Source organism: Sphingopyxis sp. YR583 (genome assembly GCF_900108295.1).
Lineage (GTDB): Bacteria > Pseudomonadota > Alphaproteobacteria > Sphingomonadales > Sphingomonadaceae > Sphingopyxis.
Genome location: NZ_FNWK01000001.1, coordinates 851500 through 867054, shown reverse-complemented (window position 1 = coordinate 867054; position 15555 = coordinate 851500). Strand labels below are relative to the sequence as shown.

General features: G+C 65.5%; 18 protein-coding genes. 11 read left to right on the top strand and 7 right to left on the bottom strand.

From position 1 onward, the window contains the following. Positions 1 to 74: 74 nt before the first annotated feature. Together BLW56_RS03940 and BLW56_RS03935 are read left to right on the top strand one after the other, a co-directional pair. A complete protein-coding gene (locus tag BLW56_RS03940) occupies positions 75 to 689 on the top strand; it encodes a superoxide dismutase (protein ID WP_093509332.1) in 615 nt (204 codons plus the stop codon). Positions 690 to 897: 208 nt separating this feature from the next. Continuing rightward, a complete protein-coding gene (locus BLW56_RS03935) occupies positions 898 to 2277 on the top strand; it encodes an L-serine ammonia-lyase (protein ID WP_093509331.1) in 1380 nt (459 codons plus the stop codon). A gap of 64 nt (positions 2278 to 2341) precedes the next feature. Here BLW56_RS03935 and BLW56_RS03930 read toward each other — a convergent pair whose 3' ends face one another. Continuing rightward, entirely contained in the window at positions 2342 to 3238 is an 897-nt protein-coding gene (locus BLW56_RS03930; RefSeq protein WP_371262202.1) for a LysR family transcriptional regulator, read from the bottom strand. Positions 3239 to 3336: 98 nt separating this feature from the next. Between BLW56_RS03930 and BLW56_RS03925 the strand changes: the two genes are divergently transcribed. The 5 genes from BLW56_RS03925 (at position 3337) to fghA (ending at position 7236) form a co-directional block, all read left to right on the top strand. Beyond that, the gene (locus BLW56_RS03925; RefSeq protein WP_093509329.1) at positions 3337 to 4449 is read left to right on the top strand and encodes an S-(hydroxymethyl)glutathione dehydrogenase/class III alcohol dehydrogenase; all 1113 of its coding nucleotides are present in this window, start codon (positions 3337 to 3339) and stop codon (positions 4447 to 4449) included. A gap of 70 nt (positions 4450 to 4519) precedes the next feature. Beyond that, positions 4520 to 5380 carry a formyltetrahydrofolate deformylase gene (gene purU, locus BLW56_RS03920; RefSeq protein WP_093509328.1) on the top strand — a complete coding sequence of 287 codons (861 nt, stop codon included), beginning with the start codon at positions 4520 to 4522 and terminating at the stop codon, positions 5378 to 5380. Positions 5381 to 5482: 102 nt separating this feature from the next. Beyond that, positions 5483 to 5863, top strand: coding sequence for a VOC family protein (locus BLW56_RS03915; protein ID WP_093509327.1), 381 nt, complete (start codon positions 5483 to 5485; stop codon positions 5861 to 5863). A 9-nt stretch (positions 5864 to 5872) separates the two neighbouring features. Further along, the gene (locus BLW56_RS03910; protein ID WP_093509326.1) at positions 5873 to 6376 is read left to right on the top strand and encodes a prolyl-tRNA synthetase associated domain-containing protein; all 504 of its coding nucleotides are present in this window, start codon (positions 5873 to 5875) and stop codon (positions 6374 to 6376) included. Continuing rightward, positions 6373 to 7236 carry an S-formylglutathione hydrolase gene (gene fghA / locus BLW56_RS03905; RefSeq protein ID WP_093509325.1) on the top strand — a complete coding sequence of 288 codons (864 nt, stop codon included), beginning with the start codon at positions 6373 to 6375 and terminating at the stop codon, positions 7234 to 7236. Before BLW56_RS03910 ends, fghA begins: the two co-directional genes overlap by 4 nt. On the opposite strand, the gene BLW56_RS03900 is transcribed toward fghA, so the two are convergent. The 5 genes from BLW56_RS03900 to BLW56_RS03880 all read right to left on the bottom strand — a co-directional run bounded on the left by BLW56_RS03900 (position 7233) and on the right by BLW56_RS03880 (position 12082). Then, entirely contained in the window at positions 7233 to 8219 is a 987-nt protein-coding gene (locus BLW56_RS03900) for a quinone oxidoreductase family protein (protein ID WP_093509324.1), read from the bottom strand. The two genes, fghA and BLW56_RS03900, sit on opposite strands and share 4 nt — an antisense overlap. A gap of 98 nt (positions 8220 to 8317) precedes the next feature. Continuing rightward, positions 8318 to 10177 (bottom strand): DEAD/DEAH box helicase, encoded by a 1860-nt coding sequence (locus BLW56_RS03895; RefSeq protein WP_093509323.1) that lies wholly within the window; start codon positions 10175 to 10177, stop codon positions 8318 to 8320. A gap of 67 nt (positions 10178 to 10244) precedes the next feature. Beyond that, entirely contained in the window at positions 10245 to 11423 is a 1179-nt protein-coding gene (locus BLW56_RS03890) for a BaiN/RdsA family NAD(P)/FAD-dependent oxidoreductase (RefSeq protein WP_093509322.1), read from the bottom strand. Positions 11424 to 11429: 6 nt separating this feature from the next. Then, positions 11430 to 11609, bottom strand: a complete 180-nt coding sequence (locus BLW56_RS03885) for a hypothetical protein (protein WP_054724496.1) — start codon at positions 11607 to 11609, stop codon at positions 11430 to 11432. Further along, positions 11606 to 12082, bottom strand: a complete 477-nt coding sequence (locus tag BLW56_RS03880) for a GreA/GreB family elongation factor (protein ID WP_093509321.1) — start codon at positions 12080 to 12082, stop codon at positions 11606 to 11608. Before BLW56_RS03880 ends, BLW56_RS03885 begins: the two co-directional genes overlap by 4 nt. Before the next feature lie 118 nt (positions 12083 to 12200). Here BLW56_RS03880 and BLW56_RS03875 point away from each other — a divergent pair, with 118 nt between their 5' ends. Both BLW56_RS03875 and BLW56_RS03870 read left to right on the top strand, forming a co-directional pair. Further along, positions 12201 to 12950 carry a head GIN domain-containing protein gene (locus BLW56_RS03875; protein ID WP_093509320.1) on the top strand — a complete coding sequence of 250 codons (750 nt, stop codon included), beginning with the start codon at positions 12201 to 12203 and terminating at the stop codon, positions 12948 to 12950. 43 nt (positions 12951 to 12993) lie between these two features. Then, complete coding sequence (locus tag BLW56_RS03870; protein ID WP_093509319.1) at positions 12994 to 13716, top strand: head GIN domain-containing protein; 723 nt, start codon at positions 12994 to 12996, stop codon at positions 13714 to 13716. A 1-nt stretch (position 13717) separates the two neighbouring features. On the opposite strand, the gene BLW56_RS03865 is transcribed toward BLW56_RS03870, so the two are convergent. Beyond that, positions 13718 to 14524 carry an SDR family oxidoreductase gene (locus BLW56_RS03865; RefSeq protein WP_093509318.1) on the bottom strand — a complete coding sequence of 269 codons (807 nt, stop codon included), beginning with the start codon at positions 14522 to 14524 and terminating at the stop codon, positions 13718 to 13720. 110 nt (positions 14525 to 14634) lie between these two features. On the opposite strand from BLW56_RS03865, the gene BLW56_RS03860 reads away from it, so the two are divergent. Then, positions 14635 to 15174: a hypothetical protein gene (locus BLW56_RS03860; RefSeq protein WP_093509317.1), complete on the top strand. Its 540-nt coding sequence runs from the start codon at positions 14635 to 14637 to the stop codon at positions 15172 to 15174. Between the two features lie 98 nt (positions 15175 to 15272). Next, positions 15273 to 15518 (top strand): hypothetical protein, encoded by a 246-nt coding sequence (locus tag BLW56_RS03855; RefSeq protein ID WP_256203283.1) that lies wholly within the window; start codon positions 15273 to 15275, stop codon positions 15516 to 15518. The last annotated feature ends 37 nt before the right edge of the window (positions 15519 to 15555 follow it).

The following is a 15555-nucleotide window of genomic DNA, read 5'->3' as shown; positions in this document are numbered from 1 at the left end:
CACGGGGTTGCAACCCATGGACGCGATACCGAGTTAAAGGCCGCAAACCCCTCAAGAACACAATGGAGACTGCCATGACGATCGCCCATCCTCCCCTGCCGTACGCCCAGGACGCGCTGGAACCGCATATCTCGGCTGACACGCTGGCGACGCATCATGGCAAGCATCACAAGGCCTATGTCGACAAGGTCAACGCCGCGATCGAAGGCACCGACCTGGCCTCGAAGCCGCTCGAGGAAATCGTCCATCATGCCGAAGGATCGGGCAACAAGGGCCTGTTCAACAACGCCGCGCAGTCATGGAACCATGCTTTCTATTGGGAAAGCCTGAGCCCGACCAAGACTGCCCCCGCGGGCGATCTGGCTGCGGCGATCGACCGCGATTTTGGTTCGCTCGATGACCTCAAGAAGAAGCTCAAGGAAACCGCGGTCAACCATTTCGCGTCGGGCTGGGCCTGGCTCGTCTCGCGCGACGGCACGCTGTCGGTCACCGACACGCACGACGCGGGCACCGAACTGGTCGCGGGCATCAAGCCGCTGCTCGTGATCGACGTGTGGGAACATGCCTATTACATCGACCGCAAGAATCTGCGCCCCGCCTATGTCGACGCGGTGGTCGACGAACTGCTGAACTGGGACTTTGCGGCGGAAAATTTCGCGCGCGATACGACCTGGACCTATCCGGCGTAAGCCAAAGATCCTCCCCGTGCCGCAGGCATGGGGAGGGGACAGCCAAAGCGCTGACGGAGGGGCAAGGACCGATGTCGTCGCCCTTCCACCACCTTCGGTGGTTCTCCTCCCGTCACTTCGCGACTGGGAGGATTTTTCTTGGCCGCCGTAACGATAATTGGCCCGACCGGGCCTATCGGGATCGTCCGCCTTCTCCTATAGGGCCGCCATGACGATCAGCCTGTTCGAACTTTTCAAAATCGGTGTCGGTCCTTCCAGCTCGCATACGGTCGGGCCGATGGTCGCGGCGCGGCGGTTCACCGTGTGGCTCGACGAAGCCGGGCTTCTGACCAAGACGGCGCATGTCGAGGCCGACCTCTATGGCTCGCTCGCGCTGACCGGGAAGGGGCATGCCGCCGATACTGCGGTGGTCGCGGGGCTCGCGGGCGAAATCCCCGCCTCGACTAGCCTTGCCGCGATCAAGGCGCATTGGGACCGCGCCGAGAGTGAGGGCTTTATCTATCTGCTCGGCCGCCAGCGGGTCCGCTTCCAGCCGAAAAGCGACCTGCATTTCCAGATGCGCCAGCGCCAGCCGTTTCATAGCAATGCCTTGAGTTTTACGGCGCGCGACGGCGACGGGGAAATCCTCGCGAAGCGCATGTATTTCTCGATCGGCGGCGGCTTCGTCGTCGATGAGGACGAGGCGGGCCGCAACAGCCGCGGCGCCGAGGATGAAGTCGAACTGCCCTATCCCTTCACCTCGGGTGCCGACCTGATCGCGATGGGCAAGGCGTCGGGCCTCAGCTTTGCCGAAATGATGTTCGCCAACGAAGTGCGTCACCGCCCGCCGAACGAGGTGACGGCGGGTATCGATGCGATCGCCGAGGCGATGGATGCCTCGATCGATGCGGGCTGTTCGAGCACGGGCATTCTGCCCGGGGGGCTCAAGGTCAAGCGCCGCGCGCCGCAGATCGCCGACGACATCCGAAACCGCCACGAAACCAATCTGATCGACCCGCTCGCGATGATGGACTGGATCAACCTGTGGGCGATGGCGGTGAACGAGGAAAATGCCGCGGGCGGCAAGGTCGTCACCGCGCCGACCAACGGCGCGGCGGGGATCATCCCCGCGGTGATCCGCTTCTACCGCCGCGGCTATCGCGGCGACGCCGCTGGGGTGCGCACCTTCCTGCTCGCCGCGGGCGCGGTCGGCGCGCTGTACAAGCGCAACGCCAGCATCTCGGGCGCCGAGGTCGGCTGCCAGGGCGAGGTCGGCGTCGCTTGCTCGATGGCGGCGGCGGGGTTAACCGCCGCGCTTGGCGGCACCAACGCGCAGGTCGAAAACGCCGCCGAGATCGGCATGGAGCATAACCTCGGCCTCACTTGCGATCCCATCGGCGGCCTCGTCCAGATTCCGTGTATCGAGCGCAACGCGATGGGCGCGATCAAGGCGATCGACGCGAGCCGCATCGCGATGATCGGCGACGGCACCCATGTCGTCAGCCTCGACACGGTGATCGTTACGATGCTGCAGACAGGTCGCGACATGCGGGATAAATATAAGGAGACGTCCAAGGGCGGGCTGGCGGTCAGCGTGGTGGAGTGTTGATCAACACCTCTCCTGCATCGTCACCCCGAACTTGATCCGGGGTCCTGAAGTCATAGGCCCCGGATCAAGTCCGAGGTGACGAAGTTTGTCGAAGTACCGTCGGCAACTCCTCGCGCAGCTTATCGATCAGCAACCGCACCTTCGGCAGCAGATGCCGCCTTTGCGGATAGACCGCCCAGATCGATTCCTCCTGCGGGCGGAGTGGATCGAGCAGCGAGACGAGCGCGCCGCCTTGCAGGTGCGGCATCACATAAAAATCGGGAAGCTGGCAGACGCCGTGGCCCGCGAGCGCGGCTTCGGTGACGGCGGTGCCGCTGTTGCAGCGCCAGCGGCCGGCGGGGCGGTGGGTGACGTCCTTACCTTGTGCGCGGAAATGCCAGGCGGGGGCGGTGCCGAGCAGGCATTCGTGGCGCGCGAGATCGTCGATCGACGCGGGTGTGCCGGCGCGCGCGAGATAGGCGGGGGCGGCGCAGAGGTGGAGGCTGCGCGAGGCGATGCGCGTCGCGACGAGGCCTGAATCGGGCAGCGTGCCGGTGCGGATCGCGAGGTCGAAGCCCTCGGCGAGCAGGTCGACGACGCGGTTGGTGAGTTCGAGCGTCACCGTCACATCGGGGTAAGCGAAGGCATAATCGCGCGCGATCTGCGCGACGAAACGCTCGCCCATCGCGATTGAGCAGGTCATCCGCACCTCGCCGCGCGGCGCGCCGTCGTCGCCGACCGCCGCCAGGGCGTCGTTGCGCGCTGCGATGAGAGTGCGGAACTGCTCGATCAAGGTGCGCCCCGCCGGAGTCGGGACCACGCGCCGCGTCGTGCGCACGAAGACCTGCGCGCCGATCCGGTTTTCGAGCGCGATCACTGCGCGGCTGATGTGCGAGGTCGAGGTTCCGAGCCGCGCCGCCGCCGCGACGAAGCTGCCCGCGTCGGCGATCGCGACGACTTCCTCGATGCCGTCCCAGCTCATTATCCCTCCAGTGCAACAATATATTGCCGATTGGCCCCTTTATCGCGCTTTGGATCGGTGTACAGCGGGCGCAACCTTTTTCCGTGAGGAGCATCCCCATGAAGACCCGCGCCGCCGTTGCGTTCGAAGCGAAGAAGCCGCTCGAAATCGTAGAACTCGACCTCGAAGGCCCGAAGGCGGGCGAGGTGCTGGTCGAGATCATGGCGACGGGCATCTGCCACACTGATGCTTACACGCTCGACGGTTTCGACAGCGAGGGCATCTTCCCGAGCGTGCTGGGGCATGAGGGCGCGGGCGTCGTGCGCGAGGTCGGCGCGGGCGTCACCAGCGTGAAGCCGGGCGACCATGTGATCCCGCTCTACACCCCCGAATGCCGCCAGTGCAAAAGCTGCCTTTCGGGCAAGACCAACCTCTGCACCGCGATCCGCGCCACCCAAGGGAAGGGGCTGATGCCCGACGGCACGACGCGGTTCAGCTACAAGGGCCAGCCGATCTTCCATTATATGGGCTGCTCGACCTTCTCGAACTTCACCGTGCTGCCCGAGATCGCGGTCGCGAAGATCCGCGAGGACGCGCCGTTCCAGTCGAGCTGCTACATCGGCTGCGGCGTGACCACCGGCGTGGGCGCGGTCATCAACACCGCGAAGGTGCAGGTCGGCGACAATGTCGTCGTCTTCGGCCTCGGCGGCATCGGGCTCAACGTGATTCAGGGCGCGCGGCTGGCCGGTGCGAACCAGATCATCGGCGTCGACATCAACCCCGACCGCGAGGAATGGGGCCGCAAGTTCGGCATGACCGAATTCCTCAACACCAAAGGCATGAGCCGCGAGGATGTCGTCGCGACGATCGTCCAGATGACCGACGGCGGCGCCGATTACACCTTCGACGCGACGGGCAATACCGAGGTGATGCGCATCGCGCTCGAAGCCTGCCACCGCGGCTGGGGCACGTCGATCATCATCGGGGTGGCCGAGGCGGGCAAGGAAATCGCGACGCGCCCCTTCCAGCTCGTCACCGGGCGCAACTGGCGCGGCACCGCGTTCGGCGGCGCCAAGGGCCGCACCGACGTGCCCAAGATCGTCGACATGTATATGACCGGCAAGATCGAGATCGATCCGATGATCACGCACGTCATGGGACTCGAGGAGATCAACAAGGGCTTCGACCTGATGCATGCGGGCGAGAGCATCCGCAGCGTCGTCGTCTACTGACGATTTCGCCTTTCCGCCGCGCCCATCTTCCGCCATGCGACGCGCGGAAGACGGGTGAGGGAGTGACGATGTGAGCGGACCCTATGTTCTGACCTTCAGCTGCGTCGACGCGGTGGGCATCGTGGCCGCCGTGACGGGGCTGCTCGCGGAGCGCGACGGCTTCATTCTCGACAGCCAGCAATACGCGGATCTGGATTCTGGCCGCTTTTTCATGCGTGTCGAGTTTCGCGGTGCAGGACCGCGCTTTCCCGAAGGGCTGGCGGGGGTGGAAGAAGCCTTTGCGCCGATCGTAGCGCGCTTCGCGATGGACGCGCGGATCAGCGACCGCGCCGCGAAGCCGCGCTTCGTCATCGCGGTGTCGCAGGGCAGCCATTGCCTCAACGACCTGCTCCATCGCTGGTCGACCGGCAATCTGGCGATCGACATCGTCGGGGTGGTGTCGAACCATGAAGCGCAGCGGCGGCTTTCGGAATGGCATGGGGTGCCGTTCCACTATCTGCCCGTCAACGACGCGAACCGCGAAGCGCAGGAAGCGGCGATCCTCGACGTCATGGCGCGCGGCGGGGCCGAATATCTGGTGCTCGCGCGCTATATGCAGGTGCTGTCGCAGGATCTGTCGGCGAAGCTCGCGGGGCGCTGCATCAATATCCACCACAGCTTCCTGCCGGGATTCAAGGGTGCCAAACCCTATCATCGCGCGCAGGAGCGGGGCGTCAAGCTGATCGGCGCGACGGCGCATTTCGTCACGAGCGACCTCGATGAAGGGCCGATCATCGAACAGGCGGTCGAGCGGGTCGATCACCGCGATAGTGTCGACGAGCTGATCCGCATCGGCCGCGATACCGAGGCGCAGGTGCTGGCGCGCGCGGTGCGCTGGGTTGCCGAGCAGCGCGTGCTGATCGACGGCCGCAAGACGGTGGTGTTCCGTTAGTTCGTCATTTTCGTGGGGCCGGAAACATTATCGTGGCTGGTTCTGACCGGACGGGCAGCGTAGGTATCGAATCGCAACCATAATCAGGAGGAGCGGAAGCCCATGTACAGTCACAATATGGTCGGCGCGAACGACATCGACGCCGCCAAGAAATTCTATGACGCGACCTTTCAGGCGATCGGCGGCAAGCCGGGCATTCAGGACGACAAGGGTCGCCTGATCTATATGCACAATGGCGGGCTGTTCCTCGTCGGCAAGCCGATCGATGGCGAAGCCGCGACCGTCGGAAACGGCTGCACGATCGGTTTCGCGATGGAAGGCCCCGAGCAGGCGAAGGCCTGGCACGATGCAGGCGTCGCCAATGGCGGCACCTCGATCGAAGATCCGCCGGGCGTGCGCGAAGGCGGTTTCGGTCAGCTTTATCTCGCCTATCTGCGCGACCCGTCGGGCAACAAGCTCTGCGCGCTCCACCGCGTCGTTTAAGGGACAGTCATGCGCGGCGAAGCGGGATTGCTGACCGATCTGGATACGCTTGGCATCCCCTTCGCTGCCTATGAGCATGTCGCGGTGTTCACCGTTGCCGAGAGCGACGAGGTGAATGCCGCGATCCCGGGCGCGCATACGAAGAATCTGTTCCTGAAAGACAATAGCGGCGCCTATTGGCTCGTCACGGTGCCGGGCGAAGCGCGCGTCGATCTGAAGGCGTTGCCGGCCGCGATCGGCAGCAAGCGCGTGAGCTTCGGCAAGGCCGAGGATATGGAGCGGTTGCTCGGGATCACGCCGGGGTCGGTGACGCCGCTCGCGGCGATCAATGCCGAGCCAGAAAGCATAACGGTGGTGCTCGATGAAGGCCTTGCCGCCGCCGACACCGTCAACGTCCATCCGCTGCGCAACACCGCGACGATCGGCCTGCCGGGAGCAACGATCCTCGACCTTCTGCGTCATTGGGGCCATCAGCCGCTTGTCGCATCCATCCCCATACAGGAACCCGCATGACCCTCGAAACTGTCTCCACCGTTCGCAGTCATGGCGGCACGCAGGGCGTGTACAAGCATGCGAGCACGACGACCGGCACCGACATGACCTTTGCGGTCTTCGTTCCCGATCATGCGCCGGGCGCGAAGCTCCCGGTTCTCTGGTATCTGTCGGGGCTCACCTGCACCCATGCCAATGTGATGGAGAAGGGCGAATATCGTGCCGCTTGCGCCGAGCATGGCGTGATCTTCATCGCGCCCGATACCAGCCCGCGCGGCCCGGCTTCAAACGGAGACGCCGTTCCCGACGATCCCGATGCGACCTATGACTTCGGGCTCGGCGCCGGCTTCTATGTCGATGCGACGGCGGAGCCCTGGGCGAAGAATTACCGGATGCGCTCGTACATCGAGGATGAGCTACCCTCGCTGGTGCTGCGCAATTTTGCGAGCGCGGACCTGACGCGGCAGGCGATTACCGGCCATTCGATGGGCGGGCATGGCGCGCTGACCATCGGTCTGCGCAATCAGGATCGCTTCCGCTCGGTATCGGCCTTTTCGCCGATCGTCGCGCCGTCGCAATGCCCGTGGGGCGAGAAGGCGCTGACCGGCTATCTGGGCGACAACCGCGAGGACTGGCACGCCTATGACGCGTGCGCCTTGCTCGACCAGGGGCTGCGCGTACCCGACCTGCTCGTCGATCAGGGCGATGCCGACAATTTTCTTGTTGAACAGCTCAAGACCGAATTGCTCATCGATGCATGCAAGCGTTCGGGGCAGAAGGCCGACATCCGCATGCAGCCGGGTTACGACCACAGCTATTATTTCATCTCGACCTTCATGGCCGAGCATGTCGCCTGGCATGCGGAGCGGTTGAACGCCTAGCGCACTTCCGGAATCAGCAGGCTGGAACCCGTCGTCCGTCCGGCCTCGAGGTCGGCGTGGGCACGTGCCGCATCTTCGAGCGAATAGCGCTGGCCGATCGTGATCTGCACGGCGCCGCTCTCGATCATCTCGAACACCCGTGCGGCACCCGCGGCCCGCTCGCCGGGATGGAGATAATAGTCGAACAGCGTCGGGCGCGTGACGAACTGCGACCCGTGCTGCGCGAGGATGCCGAGGTTCACGCCGGTGACCGGGCCGCCGGCATTGCCATAGCTCACGATCAGGCCGCGTCGGGCGGTGGCTTTCAGCGACGTCGCCCAGGTCGCCATGCCGATGCCGTCGAAAGTGACGGGGACGCCTTGACCATCGGTGATTTCACGGACGTGCGCAGCGACGTCGTCCGTCTTGTACATCAGCACATGATCGGCGCCGGCTTCGCGGGCGGCCTGCGCTTTCGCCTCGGTGCTCACGGTGCCGATCACGGTGGCGCCGATCGCTTTCAGCCACTGGACGAGGATCAGCCCGACACCCCCGGCGGCGGCGTGGACCAGCACGGACGATCCGGCTTCGACCTTGGCGCAGCGTTCGACCAGCGCTTCGACGGTGCACGCTTTCAGCAGCGCGGCGGCGGCGGTATCGCCGTCGATGGTCGCGGGCAGTTTGAACAGCGAAGCGGCGGGAACGAGCCGCGCCGAACTATATGCGTTGCGCTGCGGGCCGAAGGTGGCGACGCGGTCGCCGGGCTGGAGGCCGTGAACGTCGGCGCCGACGGCGATGATTTCGCCGGCCGCCTCGACACCCAGTCCGCCGGGAAGCTCCACCGGATAGGTGCCGTCACGATGATAGGTGTCGATATAGTTGAGCCCGACCGCGGTCTGACGGAGCAGAACCTGGCCGGGGCTGGGGTCGCCAAGCGTGACCTCGCGCCAGTCGATGACCTCGGGCCCGCCCTGGCTTTCGATAAAGGCTTCGATCGCTTTCATGTCGCGCTCTCCTGCTGTCCGGTCCATCTGGTGGACCGGGCCGAGTAGTGCAAGGGCGGAGCGATGAAAGCCCCTCCCACAAAGGGGAGGGGATCAACTTATTTGGGGCGACGCGGGCTGCGCTGGCCGTAGGGCTTGGGCTTGTAGCGTTCGTTGCCGCCCGGACCACCGGGGCCACGCGGACCACGCGGACCTGCACGGTCACCGAAGCCACGGTCGCCGCCGGGGGCGCGGCCGAGCGTGTTGCGTTGCGGGCGGTCGCCCGAGCCGCCATGCCCGCCCTTGTCCCGGCGCGGGGGGTAGGTCGGGCCGTCGGGTGCGGGGGTGATCGACACGCCGCTGTCGTCCTCGCCATCCTCGTTGGCGCTGCGCACCACCGCCTCGGCGAAGCGGTCGGCGATCGCGCGCGGGATGTTGAACATGGTTTCCTTGGGACCGATGCGGATCGCGCCAATCTCGTTCTTGCTCACATGGCCGCGGCGGCAGAGCAAAGGCAGGATCCAGCGCGGGTCGGCATTCTGGTGGCGACCAATGTTGAGGCGGAACCAAACGCTGTCCTCGAACCCGTCGCGGCGGTCTCCACCACCGCGCTCGGGACGCTCGAAGCGTTCGCCGCGCTCGGGGCGGCCGGCGGCGTCGCGGCCGCGCGGGCTGTTGTCGAGCAGATCCTCGGGCGGCGGCATCAGCGCGCGGTGCGCCTGAACGAGCGACGCCGCGATGTCTTCGGGCGTGCGCTCGGCCATCAGGCGCTGCGCGAGTTCGATGTCTTCGGGTTCATGCTCGACGGGCGTAAGCAGTTTTTCCATCAGCCGTTCCTGATCGCGCTTGCGCACGTCGGCGGCGGTGGGCGCATCCATCCACTCGGCGTTGATCCTTGCACCGCGCAGCATTCCGTCGACGCGGCGGCGGCGCGGATAGGGGACGATGATGACTGCGGTGCCCTTTTTGCCCGCACGGCCGGTGCGGCCCGAACGGTGCTGGAGCGCCTCGGCGTCGCGCGGAATCTCGACGTGGATGACGAGGCTGAGCGTCGGCAAGTCGATGCCGCGCGCGGCGACGTCGGTTGCGACGCACACTTTTGCGCGGCGGTCGCGGAGTGCCTGCAACGCTGCGTTGCGTTCGTTCTGGCTATGCTCACCCGACAAGGCGACCGCGGCGAAACCGCGCTCGACGAGGCTGGCGTGGAGGCGGCGCACATTGTCGCGCGTCGCGCAGAACAGCATCGCGGTCTCGGCGTCGTGCAGGCGAAGCAGGTTGACGACCGCGCCTTCGATATCGGCGGGGGCGACGGTCACCGCCTGATAGGCGATATCGCCATGGCCGCGGTCTTCACCGACGGTCGAGATGCGCAGCGCATCCTGCTGGTAGCGCTTGGCGAGTTGGACGATCGGTTTCGGAAGCGTCGCCGAGAACAGCAAGGTGCGGCGCGTTTCGGGCGTACCGTCGAGGATTTCCTCGAGATCGTCGCGAAAGCCCATGTCGAGCATCTCGTCGGCCTCGTCGAGGACGGCGACGCGGAGCGCCGTGAGGTCGAGCGCGCCGCGTTCGAGATGGTCACGCAGACGCCCGGGGGTGCCGACGACGATCTGCACGCCCTGACCCAATGCGCGGCGTTCCTTGCTGGCGTCCATGCCGCCGACGCAGGTCGCGATGCGCGCGCCGGCCTTGGCATAAAGCCAGCCAAGTTCGCGGCTGACCTGCAGCGCGAGTTCGCGCGTCGGCGCGACGATCAGCGCGAGCGGCGAAGTTGCGAAGGGCAGGCGGCCGTCTTCGATGAGCTCGTCGGCCATCGCGAGGCCGAACGCGACGGTCTTGCCTGAGCCGGTCTGCGCCGAAACGAGCAGATCGCGGCCTTTGGCGTCTGATTCGGTCACCTGCGTCTGGACGGGGGTGAGCGCTTCATAGCCGCGCGCGACAAGGGCGTCCGAAAGGACGGGGGAAAGATTTTCGAAAGGCATTGTTATCTCAATAGTAAGGGCAGTCACCGGTGCGGTGACGGGCCGACGGAAAAGGGGCTCAATGGGCTTAAATCACCTGTCCGGCAGCGTGTCCGCTAGCCCAGGCCCATTGAAAATTATAGCCGCCTAACCACCCTGTGACATCTACGGCTTCGCCGACCGCATAGAGGTTCGGGACGGTTTTGGCCATCATTGTTTGCGAGGACAGGTTTGCAGTCGAAATTCCGCCGACGGTAACCTCGGCTTTGGCGAAGCCTTCGGTGCCGTTGGGACGGAAAATCCACCCCGCAAGCCGCGCCTCTGCATCGGCGAGCTTACGGTCGGTCTGGGCGCCGAGTTCGCCGGGAAGCGCGAGGCGTTCGGCGAGTGTTTCGGCGAGGCGGTCGGGGAGCAGCGCGCCGAGAGTGGCACGCAATGTGGCGCGCGGGCGGGTGCGTTTCGCTTCGGTGAGCCAACCCGACGGGGCGTCCGGCAGCAGGTCGATCGTCACGGGGTCTCCGTGCCGCCAATAGCTGCTCACCTGCAGGATCGCGGGCCCCGACAGGCCGCGGTGGGTGAACAGCGCGGCTTCGCGAAAGGCGGCCTTGCCGGCGCGAGCCTCGACCGGGGCGGCGATTCCCGACAGGTCGCGAAACAGGACATCGTCGCCGCCGAGGGTGAGCGGGACGAGCGCGGGGCGTGGCTCGACGACCTTGAGGCCGAACTGTCGCGCGAGGTCGTAGGCGAGGCCGGTCGCGCCCATCTTCGGGATCGACGGGCCGCCGGTTGCGATGACGAGTGCGGGGGCGCTGAAGTCCTGGTCGCCGAACCGCACGGTGAATTGGCTGTCGGCGTGGGTGACATCGCTGACCGGCTGGCCGGTGCGGATCTCGACGCCGGCCTTGGCGGCTTCTTCCAGCAGCATTGCGACGATCTGTTTCGCCGAACCGTCGCAGAAAAGCTGGCCGAGCGTCTTTTCATGATGCGCGATGCCGTAGCGATCGACGAGCGCGATGAAATCGGCGGGAGTGTAGCGCGCGAGCGCCGACTTTGCGAAATGCGGGTTGGCCGAGAGAAAGCGGTCGGGCGCGGTGTTCACATTGGTGAAGTTGCAGCGTCCGCCGCCCGAAATCAGGATTTTCTTGCCCACCGCGTCGGCATGGTCGAGCAACAGCACGCGGCGGCCGCGCGCGCCCGCGACCGCGGCGCACATCAGTCCGGCCGCGCCGGCACCCAGCACGATGGCGTCAAATTCGGTGGTGGGCATGGTGGATCAGTGCAGCTTTGCGATCGACAGGCCGTCGGCCTTGGCGCGAACCTTCACCGATTCCTCGCTGCGCGTCAGCGCCTTGGCAATGGCTTTTAACGCCATGCCCTTTTTTGCGAGCGTATGGAGTTTGTCGATCTCGGCGGCGGTCCATGGCTGTTTGTGGCGTTCGAACTTGTCTTTCATGCCTGCGTCTCCGGATCGGCTTCGACGGCGAGGATTGCGATGGCATCCTCGCGGTCCTGATATTCGACGCTCTCGCCTGCCTCGGCGCCCATCAGCGCCCGCGCGAGCGGGGCGGAAAAGGCGATGTGGCCGCGCGCCGGATCGGCCTCGTCGCCGCCGACGATGGTGATCGTCTTTTCGGCCTTGTTCAGCCGGTACGTTACGCGGCTCCCGATGCCAGCGCTGGCGTCGGCCGGGGGCGTCTGCACTTCGGCGGTTGCCTGCCGGGTGTGGAAATAGCGCAGACGGCGCTGCAATTTCTTGCGCGCATCCTCGTCCGCTGTCGCGGCAATCGCCATTTCGAGGCGCGCGACCTCTTCGCCGAGCAGGCGGGCGCCGCGCGGCGTCACCAAGTTCGCGCCGACCGGGATCGGCAGCTCGAACTCGGGTTCCTTATGTTCGTCGTCGCTTTCGCGGCGAAAGGCTACGCTCATCGTTTCTTTCCTGATTGAGGGCGGCCCCTGACCCACGAAGGTGGCGACAAGATGGCGCTCGGGCTGGACAGGTGCAACTTTTGTGTGTTATGCAAGCAATACACGAAGGAGAATATCTATGCGTAACTGGACGATGGCTGTACTGCCGCTGGCCCTTGCAATGTCCGTCGCGGCGTGCAGCGCCGAGGTGACGAGCGACAGCAAGAATGGCAAGCGCACGGTCGAGGCCGGTCCGGTGACGACGCAGGCATATGATCTCAAGGGCTTTACCGGTGTGAAGGTTGCCGGCCCCGACGACGTCACCATCCGCCGCGGCGAGGCTTTCTCGATCACCGCGAAGGGGCCGAAGGGCGTGATCGACGAACTCGAAATCAAGCTCGACGGCGATATGTTGTCGATCGGGCGGAAAAATTCGGGGTTCAGTTTCGGCAGCAGCGACGACGATGTCGAGATCGCGATCACGATGCCCGCGCTGCGCGCTGTGCGCCTGACCGGATCGGGTGAGATCGACGCCGACACGGTCGATGGCGATGCGGTCGAGGCGGTGGTCACCGGATCGGGCGATCTCAAGGTCGCGGCGTTGAACGGCAAGAGCGCAAAGCTCACCGTGTCGGGATCGGGCGATATCGAGGTTGGCGGCGGCACGATCGGGTCGGGCGATTTCGACGTGACGGGTTCGGGCAGCATCGATGCAGGCGGGTTGTCTGCAACGACGCTCGACGTGTCGATCACCGGATCGGGCGACGTCGATGCGAAGGCCAGCAGCAGCGCCGATATCGCCATCCTCGGGTCGGGCGACGCGACGATCGGCGGGGGCGCCAAATGCTCGACGCGGACGATGGGGTCGGGCACCGCGACCTGCAAATGATGCGGCTATGGTGCTGACCGGCCGAAAAGGGTAGGGCGGCACCATGACCAACTTATCGTCCGATATGTTGCGGTGGGCCGCGTTCGCGGCGACCGCCCTGTTTGTCGCCGGTCCGGTATCGGCCGCCGAAAAACGCTATGGCCTCACCAGCTTCGAGACGATCGACGTCAGCGCCGACGTGGCGGTCGAGGTGGTCAGCCGTGCGCCGGTCAGCGCCATTGCGACCGGGCCGCAGGACGCGCTCGACCGGCTGAGCGTCGAGGCGCGCGACGGCAAACTGGTGATCAGCGAGCGTCAGTTCGCGGGCGACGAGAAGCGCCGCGGCCCGCGCGGACCGGTGGTCGTGCGCATCAACGCCGCGAATTTGCGCGCGGCGACGCTTTCCGGCGCGGGATCGCTGCAGATCGACAAGCTGAAGGGGCAGCGTGCGATGGTCGGGCTGCGCGGGCCCGGACGGCTGACCGTCGGCCAGATCGCCACCGACCGGCTTCAGGTCGCAATGATCGGCAATGGCACGATGACCCTCGCAGGGGCAGCGAAAAACGCACAGATGACGCTGTCGGGCGCCGGCGCGGTCGACGCCGGCGCGCTGGCGATCGACGAATTGATCAGCGACAGCGAGGGCGCGGGAGACCACATTCTGCGCGCCGTCAAAAGCGCCACGATCACCGCGCGCGGGATCGGCAAGACCGTCGTGCTGGGTCGGCCCGTGTGTACCGTGCGCAATGTCGGCAGTGGCTCGGTGACGTGCGGGCCGGCGAAATAGCCTAGTGCGTCGATGCCGTCCCCAGCCCGTCGATCTTCTTCGACTGGCGGACGATCAGCCCGGGGAACCAGCGCGCAAGGCGCGACAAGCGCTTTGCCATCTTGCCGACCGTGGTGTGGACGCTTGTCCCGTGCACAGCGTCCCACGCCGCCTCGGCGACGCGCTCGACGGGGACGATTTCGAAGCCGCTGTCGGACAGGCGGTTGCGCGCGGGTTCGTTGCTGTCGGCGCTGACCTGGTCGAGCAGGGGCGTATCGATGAAGCCTGGCATCAGCGAGCGTACCTTGATGCCATATTTGGCAAATTCGATTTCGAGCGCCTCGGTAAGGCCACGCACCGCGAATTTGGTGGCCGAATAGACGGCGAGACCGGCGACGCCATAGAAGCCGGAGGCCGAGCCGGTGTTCAGGATCGTCGATCCCGGCGTCGCGCGGAGCAGCGGGAGCGCCATATAGATGCCGTTGACGACGCCGCCGAAATTGATCGCGATCAACCGGTCGGCTTCCTCCGGCGCCATGTCCATATATTGCCCGCCCGAGCCGATGCCGGCGTTGTTGAACAGCACGTCGAGCCGGCCGCCGCTGGCTTTCGAAAATTCGTCGAGGGCGGCTTTCCACTGGTCACGGTCGCGGACATCCATGACGTGGCGCGATGAAGCTCCGTCGGGAAGCAATGCTGCGGTTTCATCGATACCGGCGCGGTTGACGTCGGCGATTCCGACGAACCAGCCTTGCCCGGCGAAATGGCGCGCGACCGCGCGGCCGATGCCCGAACCGCCCCCGGTGATGAAAATCGCCTTCCGTGCCACAGCGTCCCTCCTTACATTGATGTCAGCGCGACAAGATGCGAAGTTGACGTTTCGGTCAAGCGGCAATCGCGGCTTGGCAAGGCAAAGCACGGCTCGCTATGAGGACGCCGATGACCTGCGCCCTTCGCTCGATCTTCCTGTCGCTGCTGATGCTGTGTGCGGGCCTTGCCGCCCCGGCGCGCGCCGAGGTGGTCGTGAGCTTTTACAGCCATGATTTCGGCGATCGATTTCCGCACGCTTTCATCGTGATGAAGGGCACGCTCGACGCGACGGGCGAGGTGGTCGACAGCAATTACGGTTTTACCGCCGTATCGGTCAGTCCCGCGATCCTTCTGGGGTCGGTAAAGGGCAAGGTGGAGTCGTCCAAGCCCGATTATATCGAGAAGAGCGATCGCCAGTTCGATGTGACCGTCGACGATGCAACCTATGCGCGCGTGATGGCGAAGGTCACCGAATGGCGTGACCGCGAGCAGCCGAGTTACAGTCTGAACAAACGCAACTGCGTCCATTTCGTGATGGAACTTGCCGAGGTGGTCGGGCTGAAGGTCGACCGAAAGAGCAAATTGTTCAAGAAGCCTAAGAGTTTCCTGATCGAAGTGCGTGGATTGAACCCCGCGCTGGTCGATCCCGCCCCGGCGCCAGCCCCCTAGACGCGCCACGGCTTTCACCCTATATTCAGGGAACGGGGTGCAATAATCTGGGCTCCGGATGTAGTTAGGGGCGATTCTTGCGGCTGTTGCTGACCCTTTTGGCATTGTTGACCGGCTTGGCGACCGCCGACCGGGCCGTTGCCGCGCCTGCCGTTCCGGCGGCGATGGGGGCGCTGGTCCTGTTTGCCGAAACGACTGGCAAGGCCGAGGCGAGCGATGTCGAACGCCGTCCGATCGCCACTGCGCCGACGCGGCGGGTTTCTGGCGGAAATGGAAAGACGCGCAAGGTCGCGCCGCCGCACCTTCCCGGTATTCTCACCGGCAGCGACCGCGCGCTCGAATAGCCTGTTGCTCCCGCGCCTTTCCTGAGGCGCCGCTCCG

Excerpts from the sequence above, each read along its gene's own strand:
- BLW56_RS03940 (WP_093509332.1), top strand. The coding sequence starts at position 75 with ATGACGATCGCCCATCCTCCCCTGCCGTACGCCCAGGACGCGCTGGAA.
- BLW56_RS03935 (WP_093509331.1), top strand. The coding sequence starts at position 898 with ATGACGATCAGCCTGTTCGAACTTTTCAAAATCGGTGTCGGTCCTTCC.
- BLW56_RS03930 (WP_371262202.1), bottom strand. The coding sequence starts at position 3,238 with ATGAGCTGGGACGGCATCGAGGAAGTCGTCGCGATCGCCGACGCGGGC.
- BLW56_RS03925 (WP_093509329.1), top strand. The coding sequence starts at position 3,337 with ATGAAGACCCGCGCCGCCGTTGCGTTCGAAGCGAAGAAGCCGCTCGAA.
- BLW56_RS03915 (WP_093509327.1), top strand. The coding sequence starts at position 5,483 with ATGTACAGTCACAATATGGTCGGCGCGAACGACATCGACGCCGCCAAG.
- BLW56_RS03910 (WP_093509326.1), top strand. The coding sequence starts at position 5,873 with ATGCGCGGCGAAGCGGGATTGCTGACCGATCTGGATACGCTTGGCATC.
- fghA (WP_093509325.1), top strand. The coding sequence starts at position 6,373 with ATGACCCTCGAAACTGTCTCCACCGTTCGCAGTCATGGCGGCACGCAG.
- BLW56_RS03900 (WP_093509324.1), bottom strand. The coding sequence starts at position 8,219 with ATGAAAGCGATCGAAGCCTTTATCGAAAGCCAGGGCGGGCCCGAGGTC.
- BLW56_RS03895 (WP_093509323.1), bottom strand. The coding sequence starts at position 10,177 with ATGCCTTTCGAAAATCTTTCCCCCGTCCTTTCGGACGCCCTTGTCGCG.
- BLW56_RS03890 (WP_093509322.1), bottom strand. The coding sequence starts at position 11,423 with ATGCCCACCACCGAATTTGACGCCATCGTGCTGGGTGCCGGCGCGGCC.
- BLW56_RS03885 (WP_054724496.1), bottom strand. The coding sequence starts at position 11,609 with ATGAAAGACAAGTTCGAACGCCACAAACAGCCATGGACCGCCGCCGAG.
- BLW56_RS03880 (WP_093509321.1), bottom strand. The coding sequence starts at position 12,082 with ATGAGCGTAGCCTTTCGCCGCGAAAGCGACGACGAACATAAGGAACCC.
- BLW56_RS03875 (WP_093509320.1), top strand. The coding sequence starts at position 12,201 with ATGCGTAACTGGACGATGGCTGTACTGCCGCTGGCCCTTGCAATGTCC.
- BLW56_RS03870 (WP_093509319.1), top strand. The coding sequence starts at position 12,994 with ATGACCAACTTATCGTCCGATATGTTGCGGTGGGCCGCGTTCGCGGCG.
- BLW56_RS03860 (WP_093509317.1), top strand. The coding sequence starts at position 14,635 with ATGACCTGCGCCCTTCGCTCGATCTTCCTGTCGCTGCTGATGCTGTGT.